This is a genomic window from Hyphobacterium sp. (genome assembly GCF_965228115.1).
Taxonomy (GTDB): domain Bacteria; phylum Pseudomonadota; class Alphaproteobacteria; order Caulobacterales; family Maricaulaceae; genus Hyphobacterium.
In genome coordinates this window covers 1,925,165-1,944,808 of record NZ_OZ245794.1, presented here as the reverse complement: position 1 = coordinate 1,944,808, position 19,644 = coordinate 1,925,165, and the positions used below count along the sequence as shown (strand labels likewise).

General features: G+C 58.2%; 16 protein-coding genes. 9 read left to right on the top strand and 7 right to left on the bottom strand.

Annotated features, from left to right (window positions below; genetic code table 11):
• Nucleotides 1-19: 19 nt before the first annotated feature.
• From ACO079_RS10100 to ACO079_RS10085, 4 genes are all read left to right on the top strand, one after another.
• The gene (locus ACO079_RS10100) at nucleotides 20-1,696 is read left to right on the top strand and encodes a heparinase II/III family protein (RefSeq protein WP_421789691.1); all 1,677 of its coding nucleotides are present in this window, start codon (nucleotides 20-22) and stop codon (nucleotides 1,694-1,696) included.
• Between the two features lie 67 nt (nucleotides 1,697-1,763).
• On the top strand, nucleotides 1,764-3,353 hold the full coding sequence (gene purH / locus ACO079_RS10095) for a bifunctional phosphoribosylaminoimidazolecarboxamide formyltransferase/IMP cyclohydrolase (RefSeq protein WP_421789689.1): 1,590 nt from the start codon (nucleotides 1,764-1,766) through the stop codon (nucleotides 3,351-3,353).
• 3 nt (nucleotides 3,354-3,356) lie between these two features.
• Nucleotides 3,357-4,214, top strand: coding sequence for a dienelactone hydrolase family protein (locus ACO079_RS10090; protein WP_421789687.1), 858 nt, complete (start codon nucleotides 3,357-3,359; stop codon nucleotides 4,212-4,214).
• Between the two features lie 36 nt (nucleotides 4,215-4,250).
• Entirely contained in the window at nucleotides 4,251-5,126 is an 876-nt protein-coding gene (locus ACO079_RS10085; RefSeq protein WP_421789685.1) for a dienelactone hydrolase family protein, read from the top strand.
• Here ACO079_RS10085 and ACO079_RS10080 read toward each other — a convergent pair.
• Together ACO079_RS10080 and ACO079_RS10075 are read right to left on the bottom strand one after the other, a co-directional pair.
• The gene (locus ACO079_RS10080; RefSeq protein ID WP_421789683.1) at nucleotides 5,108-10,027 is read right to left on the bottom strand and encodes an NAD-glutamate dehydrogenase; all 4,920 of its coding nucleotides are present in this window, start codon (nucleotides 10,025-10,027) and stop codon (nucleotides 5,108-5,110) included. The genes ACO079_RS10085 and ACO079_RS10080 overlap by 19 nt on opposite strands.
• A gap of 525 nt (nucleotides 10,028-10,552) precedes the next feature.
• Nucleotides 10,553-11,041: a DJ-1/PfpI family protein gene (locus ACO079_RS10075; protein WP_421789682.1), complete on the bottom strand. Its 489-nt coding sequence runs from the start codon at nucleotides 11,039-11,041 to the stop codon at nucleotides 10,553-10,555.
• A 355-nt stretch (nucleotides 11,042-11,396) separates the two neighbouring features.
• On the opposite strand from ACO079_RS10075, the gene ACO079_RS10070 reads away from it, so the two are divergent.
• Entirely contained in the window at nucleotides 11,397-13,292 is a 1,896-nt protein-coding gene (locus ACO079_RS10070; protein ID WP_421789680.1) for a cytochrome-c peroxidase, read from the top strand.
• Nucleotides 13,293-13,361: 69 nt separating this feature from the next.
• On the opposite strand, the gene ACO079_RS10065 is transcribed toward ACO079_RS10070, so the two are convergent.
• Entirely contained in the window at nucleotides 13,362-13,568 is a 207-nt protein-coding gene (locus ACO079_RS10065) for a hypothetical protein (protein WP_421789678.1), read from the bottom strand.
• Nucleotides 13,569-13,690: 122 nt separating this feature from the next.
• On the opposite strand from ACO079_RS10065, the gene egtB reads away from it, so the two are divergent.
• A complete protein-coding gene (gene egtB / locus ACO079_RS10060; RefSeq protein ID WP_421789676.1) occupies nucleotides 13,691-14,974 on the top strand; it encodes an ergothioneine biosynthesis protein EgtB in 1,284 nt (427 codons plus the stop codon).
• A 56-nt stretch (nucleotides 14,975-15,030) separates the two neighbouring features.
• On the opposite strand, the gene ACO079_RS10055 is transcribed toward egtB, so the two are convergent.
• Nucleotides 15,031-15,810 (bottom strand): SDR family NAD(P)-dependent oxidoreductase, encoded by a 780-nt coding sequence (locus ACO079_RS10055; RefSeq protein ID WP_421789674.1) that lies wholly within the window; start codon nucleotides 15,808-15,810, stop codon nucleotides 15,031-15,033.
• Nucleotides 15,811-15,949: 139 nt separating this feature from the next.
• Here ACO079_RS10055 and ACO079_RS10050 point away from each other — a divergent pair, with 139 nt between their 5' ends.
• Nucleotides 15,950-16,825: an isoaspartyl peptidase/L-asparaginase family protein gene (locus ACO079_RS10050; RefSeq protein ID WP_421789672.1), complete on the top strand. Its 876-nt coding sequence runs from the start codon at nucleotides 15,950-15,952 to the stop codon at nucleotides 16,823-16,825.
• Nucleotides 16,826-16,842: 17 nt separating this feature from the next.
• On the top strand, nucleotides 16,843-17,361 hold the full coding sequence (locus tag ACO079_RS10045) for an RNA methyltransferase (protein WP_421792943.1): 519 nt from the start codon (nucleotides 16,843-16,845) through the stop codon (nucleotides 17,359-17,361).
• Here ACO079_RS10045 and ACO079_RS10040 read toward each other — a convergent pair.
• Nucleotides 17,358-18,041, bottom strand: coding sequence for a ChrR family anti-sigma-E factor (locus ACO079_RS10040; RefSeq protein ID WP_421789670.1), 684 nt, complete (start codon nucleotides 18,039-18,041; stop codon nucleotides 17,358-17,360). The genes ACO079_RS10045 and ACO079_RS10040 overlap by 4 nt on opposite strands.
• A 74-nt stretch (nucleotides 18,042-18,115) precedes the next feature.
• Complete coding sequence (locus ACO079_RS10035; protein WP_421789668.1) at nucleotides 18,116-18,703, bottom strand: sigma-70 family RNA polymerase sigma factor; 588 nt, start codon at nucleotides 18,701-18,703, stop codon at nucleotides 18,116-18,118.
• Nucleotides 18,704-18,836: 133 nt separating this feature from the next.
• On the opposite strand from ACO079_RS10035, the gene ACO079_RS10030 reads away from it, so the two are divergent.
• Nucleotides 18,837-19,334, top strand: coding sequence for an invasion associated locus B family protein (locus ACO079_RS10030; protein ID WP_421789667.1), 498 nt, complete (start codon nucleotides 18,837-18,839; stop codon nucleotides 19,332-19,334).
• A 47-nt stretch (nucleotides 19,335-19,381) separates the two neighbouring features.
• Here the strand turns inward: ACO079_RS10030 and ACO079_RS10025 are convergent, their stop codons facing one another.
• On the bottom strand, nucleotides 19,382-19,642 hold the full coding sequence (locus ACO079_RS10025; protein WP_421789665.1) for a DUF6065 family protein: 261 nt from the start codon (nucleotides 19,640-19,642) through the stop codon (nucleotides 19,382-19,384).
• Between the last annotated feature and the right edge of the window lie 2 nt (nucleotides 19,643-19,644).

The following is a 19,644-nucleotide window of genomic DNA, read 5'->3' as shown; positions in this document are numbered from 1 at the left end:
GGTTCGCCTTGCAGATTATATGACCGCTGCCGGCCGGATTGCGCGGCGTGAGGTTTTCGATACGCTCAACTCGCTAGGCCGAGCCCGGCTCCTGTCGGCCGGGACTGTCCCCGAAACCGGATTCGAACACCCGCTGAAAGACTTCCGGTCGGCCGATGCCGCAAAAGGTGCCAGCATACTGGATGGCCGCTATCTTTTCGCCGGGCAGTTGCTGGAATCCGAAAACCCGTTTCCAGAACCTGCGCCTTCGCTTCGCTTCGCAGAAACCCTTCATGGTTTTGACTGGCTACGTGATCTTCTGGCTTGCCGCGATGAATCGGCCGAGGCGCGAGCCGGACAGCTGGTGGATTCATGGTGGGCAAGCTTTAGCAAATGGAGCAGTTTTGCCTGGGCCCCCGAGCTTGCGGCAAAGCGCCTGATAAACTGGGCGTTGGCCCCCGGCCTTTTCCGAGCCGATCTGAACCGCCAATCTGCCTTTCTGCAACAGGCGCGCCACCTGAAGTCTTCCGCCCGGCATGCCCGACCTGGACTGGATGAAATCCGTTGCGGCACGGCTTTGATGCTCAGCGGCGCGCTCTTTGATGACTCGAAATTGCGCGACGCCGGACTTGCCATTCTACAACGGACGCTTCCCCGCCAGGTTTGGACCGATGGCGGACATTACAGCCGGACGCCCTCTGCCGCATCAGAAATTCTGGGCTTGTTGATCCTGATCGACATTGCCGAGGCGCATCACAATCGAGACACACCGGATGTCATCTCCCGTGCCATCGACCGGATCACACCGATTTTGCGATTTTTCCGTCTTGGCGATGGGGGCCTGGTTGAGTTCCATGGCGGGGGCGAGGGCGACATACGTGCCATCGATCACCTGCTGGGCGCACGCGATACCGGAACGAAGTCCTTCGGCTTTGCGCCAAACAGCGGCTATCAGCGCATCGAAGCTGGCGGAGCTGTTATCGTCATGGATGTCGGCAAACCCGCGGCCAGTTCCAGCGCCCACGCCAGCGCTCTGGCGATGGAGATGTCGGCAGGCGGTCAAAGGCTTGTCGTCAATTGCGGCTGGACCGACAAACAGCCCGATAACTGGCGCGAAGCTGTGCGGGCGACCGCCGCACATTCGACCCTGACGATTGAAGAAACCTCTTCGGCGCGACTTCTGGCGGAAGGCTGGAAGCGGCGTCTCCTTGGTTCCCGTTTCGAGGAAATTGCGGAACACGTTTTTGCCCGGCGGAATGAAGAAGATATCGGCACATGGGTCGAGGCTGGCCATGATGGTTATGCCGGCCAGTTCGGTCTTCACCATCGCCGGCGCCTCTTTCTGGCCGCAGATGGAGGAGATCTGCGTGGCGAAGATGGCCTGTTCCGTCCTGTAGATTATGGTCCACCGGATGATGTTGACCGGCGCTGGCGATTTGCGATCCGGTTCCATCTACACCCCTCGATCCGGGCCTCGCTGGCGCGAGATGGAATGAGCGCTCTGCTCGTCCTGGCCAATGGAGACGGGTGGCGTTTCCGGTCGGATGGTGGCCCGGTGCGGATCGAACCATCCGTCTATCTGGCAGTCGGAGAGAGCCCGAAGCGCACTTCGCAAATCGTCATCCAGGGCGATGCGGAGCCGTTCGGGGCGGGGGAGCGCCCGCCTAACCGGATCCGCTGGGCTTTTCAGCGGCTGGGGCGCGTAGGCGGGACGTGAGCGTTCACGTCTTTGCCTATGCAAATCCTCATGATAAGCGACGCCGGACGAGCAATGAGCTGACATAATGAGCCAAACCGATCTGATGCTGATCCGCAGAGCACTGATTTCGCTTTCTGACAAATCCGGTCTTGAGGAACGAGCGCGCCGGCTGATTGCGCATGGCGTGGAAATCCTTTCAACAGGCGGCACGCTGAGGGCGTTGAAAGCCGCTGGTATTCCGGCGCAGGATGTGGCCGAAATGACCGGGTTTCCGGAAATGATGGATGGACGGCTGAAAACGCTGCATCCACGCGTTCATGGCGGATTGCTGGGCCGGCGCAATCTCGACAATGACCGGGCCTCCATGCGCACGCATGACATTCCTGAAATCGACTTGCTTTTCGTCAATCTCTACCCGTTCGAATCCACGGTCTCGGCTGGCGAAGATTTTGATACCTGCATCGAAAATATCGACATTGGCGGGCCGGCCATGTTGCGCGCGGCGGCCAAGAATCACCCTTTTGTGGCGGTTTGCGTTGATAATGTTGATGCAGACGCCGTTCTGGACGTGATGGATGAAAACGGCGGCTCTACGCCGCTAGACCTGCGCAAGACTTTGGCGGCCAAGGCCTATGCACGTACCGCGGCCTATGACGCCGCCGTGTCCAGCTGGTTTGCGAACGAAATCGGCGACTCCGCGCCGGGATTCAGAGCCTTTGGCGGACACAGGCTGTCCACCTTGCGCTATGGCGAGAACCCGCATCAATCGGCAGCTTTTTATTCAACGAGCGAAGCGCGACCGGGCGTTGCCACCGCGAGGGTCGTTCAGGGCAAGGCGCTGTCCTACAACAATCTGGCGGATGCTGATGCGGCCTTTGAGCTGGCAGCAGAGTTTGCCGACGAGCCGGTCTGCGTCATCGTCAAACACGCCAATCCCTGCGGCGTCGCTCTCGGGAAATCGATTGCTGATGCCTGGGACCGGGCTCTCATGGCCGATCCGGTTTCCGCCTTTGGCGGGATAGTCGCATTTAACCGGCCGATCGACGCTGAAACGGCTGACCAGCTCACCAATCTATTTCTTGAGGTCATTATTGCGCCGGACGCAGATGAAGCGGCGCTCGATATTCTTTCCCAGAAGCAAAATCTTCGCGTGATGCTGACCGGCGCCATGCCCGATCCGTCGCAGAATAACTGGACCGCCAAAACCGTTTCGGGCGGGCTACTCGTTCAGGAACGGGACAAGGGAAGAACCCGCGCAGAAGACTTGAAGGCCGTAACGGAAAATTCTGCAAGCGAAGACCAGATACGTGACCTCCTGTTTGCCTGGACGGTCTGCAAGCATGTAAAATCCAATGCGATTGTCTATGCCAAGAATGGCATGACAGCAGGAATTGGCATGGGTCAGACAAGCCGCGTAGAGGCGGCTCGTTTGGCCGCTCGCAAAGCCCGGGAAACCGCACAGGAAAACGGATGGGACGAACCGGCTACGCACGGGGCCGCTTGCGCATCAGACGCCTTCTTTCCCTTCGCTGACGGTTTGTTGGCGGCCATCGAAGCCGGAGCGACCAGTGTCATCCAGCCGGGTGGGTCCGTGCGGGATGAGGATGTTATTGCAGCGGCAAATGAAGCTGGCATCGCCATGGTTTTCACTGGCATGCGGCATTTCAGGCATTAAGCTATGCGGCGCTGGCTCTTTCGCCTGGGGATCGCCCTGGTAACGGGGTTGCTGCTTTATGGCGCGGCGGCGGCGCAGAATCTGACCCACGCTTTTGTGCCACAGCGCTCCCTTGAAGAGCAGATCGCGCTGATCCAGCCGGGAATAGCGATCCATTTGCCCTCTGACGCGGATGGTCCCGTTCCGGCAATACTCTTGTTTCATGGGTGCGGCGGAGAGCGCCCCATGCACACCTCCTATGCCGAGTTGATCACCAGTGCCGGCTATGCGGTTATTATCGTCGATTCTTTTGAACCTCGTGGCATTGGCCGGTTTGCCGCAATGACGCAAGTTTGCGCTGCGCTGCGATTGCTCGGGCAGGAACGGTCTGCGGATGTCTTTGCAGCCCTGGAGATTGCCCGCCAGACAGATGGCATCGACCCGGACCGATTGGTTTTGGCGGGATGGAGTCATGGTGGTTGGACGCTGCTGGAAGCGATGCGATTCGTCAGCGAAGAGACGCGACCGGTGGCCCTGACCGACGGAGCTCTGTCTTTTGACGGGGTTCAGACCATCGTACCGATCTATCCCTATTGCAGCTTCCCGTCTCGAGCTTCGGGGCGGATCGGGCCGGGCTTGCCGGCCGTTGTCATGATCCTGTCCGGGCGGGACCGGGTCGCCCCTGTCGGCGCTTGTCAACGCCTCGCGGCGAATGCAAGAAACGCCGGTGCGGTCTTCCACGATGAAGTTTGGGAGGGCCTGACGCATGCTTTTGACGATCCCGACACTCCCGTCCTTGATCCGCGCATGTCCTATGATGCCGATGCCGCAGGGCGATTACAGTCCCGATTGATCGAAATTCTGCAAGAGACGCAAGGCTGACTTTACCGCAGCTCATTCCTCGCCCATCAAGGCAGGATGGGCTGGTTTTCCTTATTCGCGCTTTTGATTGCGATCGCCACTGGCGGTTTCGTGCTGTTTCGTCTTTATCGGCGTGGATTGCTGACCCCGGTTCCGCATAAGCCGTTGGCGGAGATGATGGACGCGATCAGACCCTTCACGACAGCCTACGAACCGAAAGGCACCGGGCCTTTCCCTGTAGTAGTTCTGTTGCATGGGTGCGGCGGTGTCAGGCCGAATATGGCGACCTATGGGCGGATTGCTGCAGACTTGGGCGTTCTCGCGTTGGTGCCGGATTCCAACGCAATGCGGGACATTGGTTATGAAGAGGCGCTGGAAACGGTTTGCACCGGGGCCAAGCTACGGGCACATGAGCGGACGGGCGACCTGCATGCACTGCTGGAAATGATACGGCAGGACCCCCGAGCGGACGCGAGCCGCATCGCACTTGCGGGCTGGAGCCATGGAGCATGGACCGCGCTTGAAGCGCTTGCGCTGGAAAAGGCCGGCCGTCCCCCGGCTTCACTCACCGCCTTGCCCAAGCACGGTCTTGAAGGCGTGAAAGCGATATTCGCCATGTATCCCTATAACGGGTTTCCGGCCCGATCGCGCCGTATGCCCTGGGGTAACGATGTGCCGGTGGAAAGTCTGCTTGTGCATGGCGATACGATTTGTAGCGAAACCGATTCCGTGGACGTCTTCAACAGGCAGATTGAATGGGGCGCGGATGTGAAATGGCGCTTCATCGAGAATGCAACACACGCCTTTGATGAGCCGGATCACCACCCCACCTCAACGCTGATGTTCGATCCCGAGCGGGCCGAGTTGGCCTATGCCGCATTCCGTGATTTTCTGACGCGGCACCTGCTTGAAAATCAAGGCTCTGCAGATTGAGCCAGTTCGCGTAGCTGTGTGGACGCGATGGCCAGCTTGGACAAGGTCCAGCCACCAGACGAGGATAACTCCTCCAGCGCGCCGTCAAACCGGCCGGCTTCGACATCATTCTGTACACACCACGCACCCAGCAAATCGTCCGCCCACTCCCGGCCGGGTGATTCCACACCCGCCTGAAGGGTTCCACCGGCTGATTTGGCGAACCGCATCATGGACGCGGCTATGGTCTGCTGGCTGGCGTAGAGGTCTTCGATCAAGCGCCGGACGGCCAGGCGATCCCAGTGCAAATCCGACGAGACCTCCGAGCCCAGACCGCGCAGCTTGTCAACCGAGAAGCGCGCGCCAGCAGCGTGGTATGCATAGCCCGCAGATTCCAGCGGCCAATCTTCCCGCAGCGCAAGATCAACAACATCCGAAGAGGATGTCAGCGGGCGCAGAACGGCGATTTCGGCGGCCAAATCCTTTGGAGCACCGGCCTCAACATAGGCGGCCGTACGGCGCTCCACATGTTCCCGCTCATGCGTAGAGATGAAGTCGATTGCGTTTTCCCTAAGCCGGTCCACTCCGGGGCGGTAGGCATCGATCAATTCGCGGATCGGCGTCGCCGTTCCTGCCTCCTGCGCCCGGGCACGCCGCGCCAGCCAATAGGTCTGGCGCCTCAAGAGCCGGATGATCTCCCGGTGCAGGGTGATCTGGACGCCAGCCGGGGCCCGGTTATCGAGCTTGTTGATGCGATCAGTCAGCTCGGAAAATCGGAAGATACGCCGCCCTGCCTCAAACGCGCGGGCAATCTGTTGGGCTTCAGCGCCGGTCGATTCAATCGCCCGGTGTACAAAAGTCGGACCCCCAAGATTGATCATGTCATTTGCGAGAATGGTCGCAATAATCTCGCGGCGTAGCCGGTGGCCAGCCATCCGGTCTTCGAATTTGGCAAGATCATCCGGGAAATAGCTCTTCAGCGTCGCTTCAAAATGCGGGTCATCCGGTACGTTCGAGGCAACCAGGCTGTCGAAGGTTGTGATTTTCGCATAGGAAATGAGGACAGCGAGTTCCGGACGCGTCAGAGCAAGGCCCTGCTCCTTGATGGCGCGCATGGCGTCGCCCGAAGGCAAATTTTCAACAGCACGGTCCAGCCGGCCTTTGCGTTCTAACGCAACCATAAACCGTTCATGCGCATCTACATCGGCAGACGCATCGTGCTCGGCCAGGGTGAGCGCCAGCGTTTGGTCATAATTGTGCTTCAGGACGTGATCAGCGACGTCATCGGTCATGCCACCCAGTAGTTTGTCGCGATCTGCACGTGTCATTTCTTCAGCGCGCAGCATCGGGCTCAGGAGGATCTTGATATTGACCTCATGGTCCGACGTGTCGACGCCAGCTGAATTGTCGACAAAGTCCGCATTCACTCTGCCACCAGCACGATCGAACTCGATCCGTGCCGATTGTGTAAAGCCAAGATTGGCACCCTCACCGATGACTTTAGCACCTACGTCTGCCGCGTTGATCCGGATAGCATCATTGGCTTTGTCGCCGACTTGCCATTGCTGCTCACTGGCGGCCTTCACATAGGTGCCGATACCACCAAACCAAAGCAGCTCGACCGGCGCTTTCAGGATTGCCGTCATCAGTTCCTGAGGTGACAGCGCAGCCTCTTCAATGTTCAGTACTTTACGTACTTCTTTAGAAAGCTTGATGGATTTTTCTGAACGGGAGAAGACACCGCCGCCCTTGGAAATGAGGGACTTATCATAGTCCTGCCAGCTGGACCGAGGCAGGTCGAACAGGCGCTTGCGTTCCTCCCAAGCCGCCTCGCAATCCACTGGATCCGGATCAATGAATATGTCCCGATGATCGAAGGCGGCAACCAGCTTTGTCTTGCGTGATAGCAACATGCCATTGCCGAAAACATCGCCGGACATGTCTCCCACGCCCGCCACAGTGAAGGGCTCGTTCTGGATATCCTTGCCAAGCTCACGAAAGTGACGCTTGACCGATTCCCAGGCGCCCCGCGCTGTAATTCCCATTTTCTTGTGATCATAGCCAGCCGAACCGCCCGATGCGAAAGCATCGCCAAGCCAGAAATCATACTCATCGGTGGCAACGCTATTGGCGATATCCGAAAACGTAGCCGTACCCTTATCGGCGGCGACCACCAGATAGGGGTCTTCATCATCCCAGCTCACAACATTTTCCGGGCCGACGACGCGGTCGTCTTCAATATTGTCGGTAATATCGAGCAGACCGCGAATGAAGGTGCGATAGGCGTTTTGACCTTCGGCCAACCATTCATCTCGAGAGCCTGAACGCGGCAGTTGTTTGGGATAGAAACCGCCTTTTGAGCCAACAGGCACGATCACCGCATTCTTGACCTGCTGGGCCTTGACCAAGCCAAGCACTTCGGTCCGGAAATCATCCCGCCGGTCCGACCAGCGCAGCCCGCCCCGGGCGACCGGACCGAAGCGCAGATGTATGCCTTCAACATTCGGGCCCCAGACAAATATTTCGCGATACGGTTTGGGCAGGGGCAGGTGCTCGAGCTTGCCGCTGGCAATCTTGAACGAAATATGGGCTTTCGGCAGATCATTGTCGCCGGTTTGAAAGTAATTGGTGCGAAGTATCGCCTCGAGCAGACGGAGCAAGCGCCGCAGAACGCGGTCATGATCGATACTCGCAACGCTCTCCAGAAGGGTGCGGGTGGCTCTTGCCAGATTGGCCGACGCTTCTTTCCGGGCTTCCATGTCCTGGTCGCCTTTCGGATTGAACCGGAGATCAAACAGGTCGAGCAGGTTGCGCGTGATTTCCGGGTTGTCTGCAAGCGCCTCTTCCTGGATGGCCTGGGACGGGTCGAGCCCGGTTTGCTGACGATAGCGGGACAACGCCCGCAACACGGCCGCTTCACGCCAGCTGACGCCCAGTTTCAGGATAAGCTTGTTGAAGCCGTCATTCTCGGCGCGATTGTCCATGATCGCGAGCAGCGCTTCTTCAAAAGCGCCGCGAAACTCGCTCAGCTCCCGGTCCGCCAATGATTCCGCGTGCATTTCGAAATCATGGATGTGGACAACGACTTCAGACCCGTTGTCGGACTTGCGCTGAACCTCAAATGCGGACTCCTGAATTACGTCGAGGCCCATATTCTCCAGCATCGGCATGATGTCCGACAATGGCGTGGGTTCGTGACAGCGATAGATTTTGAGCCGCAGAACGGGGCCCACATCGCCTTCTGCGCGATACAGGCGCGCGCCAGCGAGAACATCGTCATCCAGCGCTTCGATGCGCTGCATGTCCGCAATACCTTCGGAGGGCGGAAATTGCTCGCGATAACCGGCAGAGAACGCATCATCGTAAGCGTTGAGACGATAGCGGACATTGACCGGCAAGGAGCGGCGGCCTTCAGCAACGAATTCATCTTCCCAGGTTCGCGCCAGGAAAATGATCCGGCGCTCCAGTTCCTGAAGGTCGGGCTCTGGATGGTCGTTAGGATTAAGCCCGATAATGTAGTGAACGCGGGCGAGCGGCCCGTCTCCAAAATGCGGATAAAAAGCCGACATCCGCCCATCGAAGGCCTCACGGATCATCTCTCCGGCCTGCTCGCGAATACGGGAATTATACCGGTCGCGCGGTACGAAAAGCAGGCAGGAAACAAACCGGTCAAACCGGTCACGCCGGACCAGAAGCTTGGTTCGCGGACGATCCTGAAGGTGCAGGATGCCCAGGCTGATCTGCAGGAGATCATCTTCCTCGGTCTGGAATAGCTCATCGCGGGGGAAAGTCTCGACAATGCTGCGGAGCTTTTTTTCTGAGTGGGTTCCGGGAATCTTCCCGGCGCGTTCGATCACCCTGCGGACCTTGCGCCGGATGAGCGGCACCTCCCGCGCCATGCGGTGATAGGCCTCAGCGGTGAACAGGCCGACGAAACGCGCCTCGCCGACAACCGCACCATCCGCCCGATAGCGTTTGACGCCGATATAATCCATGTAAACGCGGCGATGTACGCGCGACTGAATATTCGCTTTAGCAACGATGATCGGCGTGGGTTCATTGAGGAAAGATTCAATCGCTGGGGTCAGTAGAGCCGGTTCATTTCCTTTCCGAAGAACCTGCCGATCCGGATCCCTCAAAATGCCGAGGCCGGAGTTCGGTTGAACCGTGGGTTCATGGTTGAGCATCTTGCCGTCCGGATCGACGTCGAATTGATAGACGCGGCTACCGAGAAAGGCGAAGTGATCATCGCGCAGCCAACGCAGGAATTCGAGCGCTTCAGCTTTCTCTTCAGGGCCCGCTGTGGTGTTGGCATCTTCAACGTGGGCAATCGCCATATTCATGGCAGCCCGCATGCTTTTAAAGTCGTCGGTGGCGACACTGACATCATCGAGGGCGCCACGAACAGCGTTGGCAAGCGCATCCCGTGTCAAATCATCCAGCGCTTCGACATGTACCTGGATCAAGCTGACGGGCCAGCGGCCGCCCATTTCGGTCAGTACCGGTTCCCCCGGCTGTTCCAGCGCGACAATTGGATGGAACATGGCCAACACGTCCAGTCCCTGGGCGCCAATCTCCCCCATCACAGAATCCACCAGGAAGGGCCGGTCGGGGCCGACGACTTCTATGATGTCCCTGTCAATCGACTTGGCGTCACCTGATTCCGAAGACCGGGTCCTGACGCTGACATCGCCGGATTTAATGCCGGAAGCCCAGGCCCAGAATTCTGCCGCCTGTTCGGCAAGGCGTTCGGCGGAAATTCCTTCCAGATCTTCTGCCAGCGCATCGCCGAGAATCTCTTTCAAGAAGGTTTGCGCCGCATCGTCTGGCCGGGCCCCGAATCGGGCCTCCCAAACCTTGTTCGCAGCTTTGGTGAAGGTTCCGGAAGTGTAGGCTTGCGCGGTGGCGACAACAGCGGTCATGGAACGGCTCTTCTTGCGCACAAAAGGATGCGCCAACCGTCCAGGCGGCCGAGCCGCCAGGTCACCCAGCGCTTAACCGTTAGTCATGCAATCGGAAGGGTTAATCAAGCCGTAATGGCGTTGCGTTGCCGATTAATGTCAGAAGATTCGGCACCGCCGGGCGGGGACAGGGGAGTGCCCGGCGGTGCCTGCAGGCCTCCAAGGCAGGCTGGGGGGACGCACAAAAGAGGCCTGTTTTTCGTCAGAAGCGCTTTTTTGGCTCCTAAACTATGTAAAGTCCGGATCTTCCGCTGCTGGCCCAAACCAGCACGACGCCTATCAGAAACGTCACGGCCAATCCCAATGCTGCTGCGCGGTACATGGGGGCACTCCCTCATTCGTTCAAGCGCGATATGGGGATAGATACGTGCTGCGTCATCGGGTGGATCTTCACAACGGCGTGAAAATCTCTGTTTCCCGGATGGAAACAAAACGCCCGGCTAAAATGCCGGGCGCTGATCATTATTTTTCTTTTCTGGTGAGCGTTCAGGCGGCCAGCGCCTCTGCGAACACTTCTATTGCCTCTCCGGCCGTCTCGCCGGATGTAGCAGCGAACACCCGGCCATTGATCACCAGAACAGCAGAGGCTCCCGAGATGTCATTCGTCTCAAGCGATTCAGCAAGCAGGTTGACATCCTCAGCGACCGCAATGACCGGCTTGCCTTCCGCAACGAATTTATCAAGCGCGGCTCTGGCGCTGTCTTCAATCCGATGCGAGCTGCCTGGAAGAATTAACGCGCAATAATCGCCGAACTCCATATCGCCGACCGTGGATGCGGGCACCAGATTAACATCCTGACCCTTCTCGGTCCTCCCGGTAAGCATACCCGCCTTGCTGGAGACGACAGCAATGGCGAAGCCTTTGTGCTCCAGCGGTTGGGTGGCCTCGGCCATTCCCTCGGCGCTGAACTCGGGCGCGGTTACGGCCGCGATACGGCCAAGAATGGTTTTGGGGCGACGCTTGAATCGATTCACAAAAACTCCTTTCGCATTCGGGTCAAAAAAACCGATGCATGGCTAAAAATGAGAGTAGAGCGGATATAAATAAGGCCAGGCGCGGACGTTTCAAGCCCACCCGATACAAACTTATCATATAATAAAGGCCATGAATATTTAGTTATTATTTATGTCGACTGTTAATATACTCAATTATAACTATTATGCTTATTTGATATGAGTGGTATCATTATCATGTATTTATCATAGATTTATAGAATACACTCGGTTTTAAAGCAGCCCGTAGCTGCTCGATGGCGACGGAATATAAACTTTCGTCCGTTAATTGGTTGGGGACGGCGCTTTTGGACAACAAAAGCGAGGACAGGCGCGTATGAAATTTCTTCCGACAGCGGCCCTGACGGCCGCATCCCTTTTTTCCGTTCCGGTTGCAGAAGCCCAGTCGGGTCTGGTTGCGGCCGTCTTGCCCGGAAGCCGTGCGATCGAAGTTGGCGACACGGCAACGGCGTTTGCTACCCTTATCAATAGTATCGGCAGCGAGGCTGAAAATTGCCGCATCGCGCTAGGCGGTGAAGCACCCGCAGGTGCTTTCACCTACCAGACAACGAACCCAGACAATTCTCTGTCCGGCACGCCCAACACACCGGTCGATATTGCCGCTGGGACGGCGCAGAGCTTTGTCTTCGGCTTTACGCCCACCGCTCCCTATAACGGTGGTGATCTTCCGCTTTCTTTCCTGTGCGACAATCGGAACCCGGCACCGGTAACAGCAGGCGTCAACTCGTTCTGGCTCAGTGCCTCCAACACGGCCGGTCCGGATATTATCGCCATTGCCAATACCGGGTCGGACGTCGGCCTCAATAGTCTGCCAGGTGTTGTGGAAACCACCGACCGGCAACAAAATGGCGCCTTTGTCGTAGCGATCAGCAATGTCGGAGCAGGCGCCACCCTGACAGCACGGCCTGTGCTCAGTGATATTGGGCTATCTGTTACGCCCCGGATTTGCGAGACCAACCCAACGACGGGGGCCTGCCTTGCCCCGGCGGCGGCCAGCGTTGACTTCTCCATCGACGCGAATGGCACGGCGAGTTTTGCAATCTTTGTTCTCGATGGATTGCCGGTCGCGTTTGATCCGGCGAATAACCGGATCTCTGTCGTTTTCGAACAATCGGGTGAATTGCGGGGCTCGACCTCGGTGGCGGTTCGCACCCTGATGAGCGAGCCTGTCTTGCCGGCCATTCCGTTTCTCTATGCCGATGCAGATGTTGATCTGCCGAACTATTACCGGAATGGGCCTGTTGCGGGTGCCGACAATACGCCGATTGATAATCATATCACGAATCCTGGCGCCGCTCTTGGCCGGGTGCTGTTCTATGACCGTCGGTTGTCACTCAATAACACTGTGTCGTGCGCCACCTGTCACATCCAGTCTGTAGGGTTTTCCGATACATTAGCGCTTTCGCGCGGATTTGACGGTGAGTTTACAACCCGCCATTCACCGGGGCTGACCAATGCGCGCTACTATGCCAATGGACATTTTTTCTGGGACGAGCGGGCGGAAACGCTGGAAGACCAGACGCTTGCACCGATCGTCAGCCCGGTTGAAATGGGCCTGACGCTCGAACAGGCCGTATCGCGCATAGCTGCGGAAGGTTTTTATGGCGACCTGTTCACGGACGCCTTCGGAGACCCGGAGATCACAACGGACAGAATGGCCCGGGCGATGGCGCAATTCATGCGATCCATGGTCAGCTTTAATTCCCCCTTTGATCAGGCGCTGGCGGCAGGACCCGTCGGGTCAGGGGCGTTTCAGGCCGAGCTGACAGACGAACAATATCTGGGGCTTCAGCTTTTCATGCCGGTGCCCGGATCGCAGATCAACGATCTGGGATGCGCCGCGTGTCACGGCACGCTCGCCCATATCAGCGATGATGTTCACAATATCGGGTTGAATGCGGGCAATGATCCGGACGCCGATCCCGGAAACGGATTGGGTGAATTCAAGGCCCCTTCATTGCGCAATATCGGCGTGCGTACGCATTTCATGCATGATGGCCGATTCTCAACGCTGGCTGAGGTTATCGAGCATTACAATTCGGGTGTCATCGGCAGCCCCAATTTGGACCCACGTCTTCGCGCTGGCCGCGGCCAACCGCTACGATTGAATCTCACTTCGGAAGAAGCGGCCGCGCTGGAGGCCTTCCTGCACACGCTGACCGACAATGATTTTCTGACTGATCCGCGTTTTTCGGACCCGTTTGAGGATTAGCGTCCGCCAAAAAGCCCGCCTGCCCATTCGGGCGAGCGGGCACTGGCTGCGCCAACCTGACTTTTGCCGTCAGGGTGTTGGACGCTCGTCCAGGTCCGGTCTTTCATGGTCGCCGGACATGATCGCAGTCGCATACTCGAACTGCCGCGAAAACTCATGATGAACATCTTCTGGCAAATCCGCAGCTGCTTGCGCCTGCTCGCGGACGTGATCCGGGCACACAGCCGCCAGAGTGATGACGAGGGCAGCGAACCCCGCACCGATAAATGCTTTCATGTTTGCCCCCTCCCCAGACGGCAGAAACATTACAAACATGTTAGTTTTATTCGTCAAGGGCTGGCGGCTGGCCACCGGAGTCGGGTCTGATAGACTTACATCCAAACGGGAGTTTGCTCTTCATGGCCCATCCGGCACTGGCCTACCGCCCCCATATGGACGACCGTGCAACCTGCCGGGCACGATTCAATGGCGTTCGCGCCCAAACGCTTTCGCTTACCGACGGTCTTGCACCGGAAGACATGCAAATCCAGACCATGCCGGACGTCAGCCCGACCAAATGGCATCTGGCACATGTGACCTGGTTTTTCGAAACCTTCATCGCAAAACCGTATCTTGATAATTATCAAGAGTTTGACCCGCGGTTCGGTTATCTTTTCAATTCTTATTACGAGCAGGTCGGTGCGCAATGGTCGCGATCGGACAGAGGTCTGTTATCGCGCCCTCTGCATGCGGAAATTCTGAATTACCGGCACCATGTCGAAAATGCGATTGGCACGCTGATCGACACGGCAAGCGGGTCAGACTGGGCGCTCATTGCTCCGCTGGTGGAGCTGGGATGTCACCATGAACGCCAGCATCAGGAATTGCTGCTGACCGATATCAAGCACGTCCTGTCGCAAGCGCCCGATCCCCATGCGCCGTTCGGGAAAATCGAATCAGCACCGGATGCCGGCGGTGAATTGGCATATTTGACTTTCGGCGAATCGCTGATCGAAATGGGGGCGAGCCCGGACGGGTTCGTCTTTGACAATGAATTGCCGCGTCACCGGCGTTGGCTGGACGCGTTTGAAATTTCCGCTCGCCCGGTTTCCAACGCCGAGTATCTGCAGTTTCTGGACGATGGGGGCTATCAGAATTTCAGGCTCTGGCTGTCGGATGGCTGGGCCTGGTTGAAAGAGAATGACGTCCAGCACCCGCTATACTGGCGGAAAACGCAAACCGGTTGGCAGGAGTATACATTGCATGGACTGGCGCCCTTGCAACCGGGCCATCCGGTTTGCCATATCAGCGCCTATGAAGCTGCTGCCTTCGCCGAATGGGCGGGCGGGCGCCTGCCAACCGAGCCCGAGCTGGAGCAGCTTGCGATCCACCATCCGGCAGAGGGCCAGTTGCTCGGGGCCAATGAGCGCTATCATCCCGGACGCTTGATCGGAACCGGAAAGCCGGAAGCCGTCATCGGCGGGGTCTGGGAATGGTCGTCCAGCGGCTATGAAGCCTATCCGGGGTATCGCGCGCCGGACGGTGCCGTTGGCGAATACAACGGAAAATTCATGTCAGGCCAGCAAGTGCTCCGGGGCGGATCCTGCGCGACAGGCCGCGACCATATCCGTCCGACCTACCGGAACTTCTTCCCGGCAAACGCGCAATGGCAGTTTTCCGGAATCCGGCTCGCAAAGCGCTGAACGAAAAAAGGCCGCACCCGACAGGCACGGCCTTTCCAATGAAAATAGCTTGCCAATTATTTCGGCGGCATACGGGCGCCCGCGTCCAGCCGAACACACTCGGCATTGATATAACCGTTCATGACCATGAAGGCGACCAGATCGGCGTATTCTTCCGGCGTGCCGAAGCGTTGCGGGAATTGAAGATGCGAGGCCAGATTGGTTTTCACTTCCGGTGGCATTTGCTGATAGATCGGGGTTTCAAAGAAGCCCGGGAGGATAGTGTTCACCCGGACACCCTCGCGTGCCAAATCGCGCGCCATGGGCAGGGTCATGCCGTAAATACCGCCCTTCGAGGCGGAATAGGCAACCTGGCCGATCTGGCCATCCTGTGCGGCAACTGACGCTGTATTGACGATAATGCCACGTTCGCCGCCATCATCCGGATCACCGTGAAGCATGCCTTCTGCAGCAATCGCCGCACAGTTGAACGATCCAATGAGGTTGATGTTCACCACAAGAGCGAACTTGTCGAGCTGGTGGCGGACAATGTCGCCTTTGGAAGACCGGCGGGCTGTTTTTTCCGCCCAACCAATGCCGGCGCAATTGATCAGGATGCGTTCCTGACCATGAGCGTCTCGCGCCTTGGCGAAGCCAGCCTCAACGCTGGCCACATCGGCGACATTGACTTGACAGAAGACGCCACCGATCTCGGCAGCAACCGCCTCTCCACGCTCGGCATTCAGGTCAAACAGAGCAACCTTTGCGCCTTCGGCGGCCAGCCGGCGGGCCGTGCCTTCGCCGAGACCTGACGCGCCACCCGTGACTATTGCGGCTGTATCATTGGTGATTTTCATGAAACTCCCCGTTGGTCGAACTTGTGCTGCAGCCGACATAGCGCGCCGGACAAGCGAAGTGAACGGTGTTCAACGGTTTTCCTGATCTTCAATGCGGTGATAGAGCAGAGAGACCATTTAACTGATCAGGATTGCAAGCATGGCCGATAACCCGATTGCGATGGTGTTGCATGGCGGCGCCGGTGTTCTGGCAAACCGGTCATACGATCCAGAGGTCGCGCACATGCATGAATTGGCCGGGCAAGCCAAAGTCATGCTGGAGAAAGGTCAAGCGGCGCTCGATGTCGTAGAATCGATCGTCTACGAACTGGAAATCAGCGGACTTTACGTGGCGGGGAAAGGGTCGTCGCCCAATACAGATAATCGCTACGAGCTGGACGCCGCGATCATGGACGGCACAACCCGGGAAGCCGGGGCAGTGGCCGCCATGGAGGGGTATGTCTCCCCGATCCATGCCGCCCGTAAAGTAATGGAAGAAACGCCGCACGTCATGCTGGCGGGCTGGGGTGCCAACAAGCTGGCCGACAAGTACAGGCTCGAGAAGGTGGACAACCCGGCAAGCTATTACAAACCGGCCGCAGTCCCCGATAACCGCCCTATCGCGACCGGTACCGTGGGCTGTGTCGCTTTGGACGACAAGGGGCGCCTGGCGGCGGCGACATCGACGGGCGGCACATTGAAGAAGACGCCGGGCCGTGTCGGCGATTGCCCGCTGATCGGGTCGGGAACCTGGGCCGATACAGAGGTCGCCATCTCCTGTACCGGGCAAGGTGAGTATTTCATCCGCTCGCTGGCGGCGGGCACCGCAGCTGCGCGCATCCGCTATCTGCATGAAACGCCCGACGAGGCCTGCCGTTGGGCGTTAAAGGACGTGAAACGCCTGGGCGGCGATGGCGGTATTATTGCTGTGGGCCGCGGCGGACAGATCGCTTTTCCGTATAATTCCGAAGGCATGAAATGCGCCGTGCTATATCCCGATGGCCGGATTACGGCGGGTGTGCAGGATCACTCATGATCAAACCCGTCCGGCCATTGAAAGGATATTTCGGGATCGGGGCGGAGGAAATTTCCAAACCAATGAATCTCGGCGCAATCCTGCGCACCGCCCATGCCTTCGGAGCGAGTTTTGCTTTTACCGTGAATGCCCATCACCGCGCCCGCGATGTGTTTGAGTCCGACACGTCAAGATCGCAGAAGAATGTGCCCTATTATGGTTGGGAATCGCTTGCCGACATGCGGCTGCCAACGGGGTGCTCGCTTGTCGGAATCGAATTGACCGATGAGGCGGTCGATCTGCCCAGTTTCCGTCATCCGCGGGCTGCGGCTTATGTGCTGGGACGCGAGCGGGGATCCCTTTCCGGCGAGATGCAGAACCTTTGCGATCACATCGTGAAGATACCGACCAAGTTTTGCGTCAATGTCTCGGTGGCAGCGGCGATTACACTGTATGACCGGACGCTGGCCATGGGCGGGTATCCGGAACGCCCCTTAATGCCAGGCGGGCCCGGTCTCGATGAAATTGAAGCGTGGGATAGAGCGGGGTCGCGTTAGCCGCCAAAAAGGCGCTGTACCGCACCGAGCGGACCGGTGAATTTCAACGATCCATCGGTGACCGCCAAGGCGAAGCAGGTTTCACCCGGCTCGGCGATTGGACGGTGCGTGGTATCACCATCAACAGCGCACAGATCACCTTTGGCGTAGCGGCCAATACCGTCCGAAAACGCCCCGGCGAGCACGAGGGTAAATTCATTGCCTTCATGAGTGTGGCTCGGTGAGCCATGGCCAGGTTCGATACGCAACAATTCAGCCTTCGCATCGCCTTCGCTGATCAGCTCGATCCTGCGAACACCTGGTGCTGCGAAACGCCAACCCGCCCCGGCTTCAAGCGCGCGTTCCCGAACAGGCTCTGGCAGATCCATCAGCTCTGCGAAAGCCGCATCCACTGCTTTAACTGCAGCCCGGGCTGCAACCGGTTTCAATCCGGCTGCCTCTCCGGCACCTGTTTCGATGGCCTCGATCGCCGCCAGGGCAATATCCAACGCATTTTCTGCCATCTCGGCGGGTGGCTCTTCCTTAAGAAGAGCCGCCGCGGAAGCCTCTGCCGTTCTAACCGCTTCGGCTATTTGGATATTCATAGCGGCGTGCGTGTCGACGAGCATGCGCATAGGCGCGCTCAGGCTGCCTGCAGCCCGCGCGATCAGCAACTCTTCGTTAATGGAAATGCGTGTCATTGGTAACGTCTATAAGTCTTCTAGTTTTTTTCGATATGACCCGAATGCCGGAAGCGTCAAGCCTTGCCCGGCAATTAAATATCACCCGGGTCTAATTGACCCCTTAACTTCCCAAAGGCGAGGCGGATCCGGGACTTGACCGTGCCCAGTGGCACGCCCTCCTTCTCGGCGATTTCCGAATGGGACAGGCCATCAAAAAAAGCAAGGCGAAGCAGCTGGACCTGATCGTCTGGCAGCGATGCAAGAGCGGCACGCACCCGGTCTTCCCGGTCGCGGGCATGAGCGGCATCGTCCGGCGCTTCTGTTTCATTCGGCTGCAATAGCGGCTCTTCAGCATCAAGGTCCGGCTTGGCATGGCGGCGGGCCATATCAATCCGGCGGTTCCGGGCAATGCGGAAAATCCAGGTTGAGGCAGAGGCTTGCCGGCTGTCGAATTGGCCCGCCTTGCGCCAGACCGTCAGCATCACCTCCTGGGTGAGCTCTTCGGCCGCAGCATCATCTGTCGCCAGGCGTTTTAGATAGCCTTTCACACGCGGCGCATAGTATTCAAACATGGCCTTGAAGGCGGTGCGGTTCTTCTGCGCACAACCTTCCACCCACGCGTCCAATTGCTCCCGCGTCGGGCCTGTTTTGTCCTGACCTTGTGAATCCGGCACGCTCATAATTCCTGCTGATCTAGGGTTGGGCCTATCAGATAAAACCGGACAATGAAAAGGGTTTCCGCCATTAACGGCCCATAAAGCGCCATAATGCAGGGATCAGTTGGACGCTTCGTCAAGAAACCAGAGTTCCACCATGCGTTTTATCCCTCTGCTTGCCGGCCTTTTGTTCACCCTGACAGCGCCAAGCCTGGCGCAGGAAGCGCAGAACCGGGGCGCTTATGGCGACTGGATCGCTTTCACGGTTGAAACCGAAAACGGACAGGTCTGCTACGCGGCCAGCCGGCCGATCGAGATGACTCCGTCCAATGTCGATCATGGTGAGGTGTTTTTTGTGATTTCCACCTGGGCCAATGGGGCCGCTGAGGAACAACCGCGTTTTGTCGCCGGCTATTCATTGCGTCCGGAAACACCGCCGCGGGTCCGGGTCGGATCCAGCCGATTCCAGATGTTTGCCGCCGGGCAAGACGGGTTTGTCGAAGATCTGGAAGATGAAGGCGATCTGGTGCGCGATATGCGGCGTGGCGCTGAAATGCGGATTGAAGCCACCAGCCAGCGCGGGACCGCCACGGCTTACCTGTTTTCGCTGCAAGGCGTGACAGCGGCTCTGCAACGCGTGGGCGATCTTTGCTGAATTATTTTCCGGCCGGGGTGAACGGTTTCACGCGCAGCTTCATTTTTTTAATCTTTCCCGCCGTCAGAGCCATCCGGTCGAAGCCCACAATAATAGGTTTTCTGCCACTTTTCTTTGACCGCTGTCTTTTCTAAAGCCGCTAACCTTTGGACGAAATCTGCCCGGCTTTCGCGCCAAGCCAAAAAGTCGTTTTCGGTCTGCGGGTTGCTGGCAGGGTCGTCAAAGACGGGCTCGGCCTGGTCAAAAAAGATTGCGGCGGACCGGAAGGACAGGCAGCTTTTTGTCAGCGGATAGATTGTCAGCTTCATAG

Bases quoted from the DNA above. Each gene is read 5' to 3' on its own strand.
- ACO079_RS10100 (WP_421789691.1), top strand. From the start codon at position 20: ATGACCGCTGCCGGCCGGATTGCGCGGCGTGAGGTTTTCGATACGCTC.
- purH (WP_421789689.1), top strand. From the start codon at position 1,764: ATGAGCCAAACCGATCTGATGCTGATCCGCAGAGCACTGATTTCGCTT.
- ACO079_RS10090 (WP_421789687.1), top strand. From the start codon at position 3,357: ATGCGGCGCTGGCTCTTTCGCCTGGGGATCGCCCTGGTAACGGGGTTG.
- ACO079_RS10085 (WP_421789685.1), top strand. From the start codon at position 4,251: ATGGGCTGGTTTTCCTTATTCGCGCTTTTGATTGCGATCGCCACTGGC.
- ACO079_RS10080 (WP_421789683.1), bottom strand. From the start codon at position 10,027: ATGACCGCTGTTGTCGCCACCGCGCAAGCCTACACTTCCGGAACCTTC.
- ACO079_RS10070 (WP_421789680.1), top strand. From the start codon at position 11,397: ATGAAATTTCTTCCGACAGCGGCCCTGACGGCCGCATCCCTTTTTTCC.
- ACO079_RS10065 (WP_421789678.1), bottom strand. From the start codon at position 13,568: ATGAAAGCATTTATCGGTGCGGGGTTCGCTGCCCTCGTCATCACTCTG.
- egtB (WP_421789676.1), top strand. From the start codon at position 13,691: ATGGCCCATCCGGCACTGGCCTACCGCCCCCATATGGACGACCGTGCA.
- ACO079_RS10055 (WP_421789674.1), bottom strand. From the start codon at position 15,810: ATGAAAATCACCAATGATACAGCCGCAATAGTCACGGGTGGCGCGTCA.
- ACO079_RS10050 (WP_421789672.1), top strand. From the start codon at position 15,950: ATGGCCGATAACCCGATTGCGATGGTGTTGCATGGCGGCGCCGGTGTT.
- ACO079_RS10040 (WP_421789670.1), bottom strand. From the start codon at position 18,041: ATGACACGCATTTCCATTAACGAAGAGTTGCTGATCGCGCGGGCTGCA.
- ACO079_RS10035 (WP_421789668.1), bottom strand. From the start codon at position 18,703: ATGAGCGTGCCGGATTCACAAGGTCAGGACAAAACAGGCCCGACGCGG.
- ACO079_RS10030 (WP_421789667.1), top strand. From the start codon at position 18,837: ATGCGTTTTATCCCTCTGCTTGCCGGCCTTTTGTTCACCCTGACAGCG.
- ACO079_RS10025 (WP_421789665.1), bottom strand. From the start codon at position 19,642: ATGAAGCTGACAATCTATCCGCTGACAAAAAGCTGCCTGTCCTTCCGG.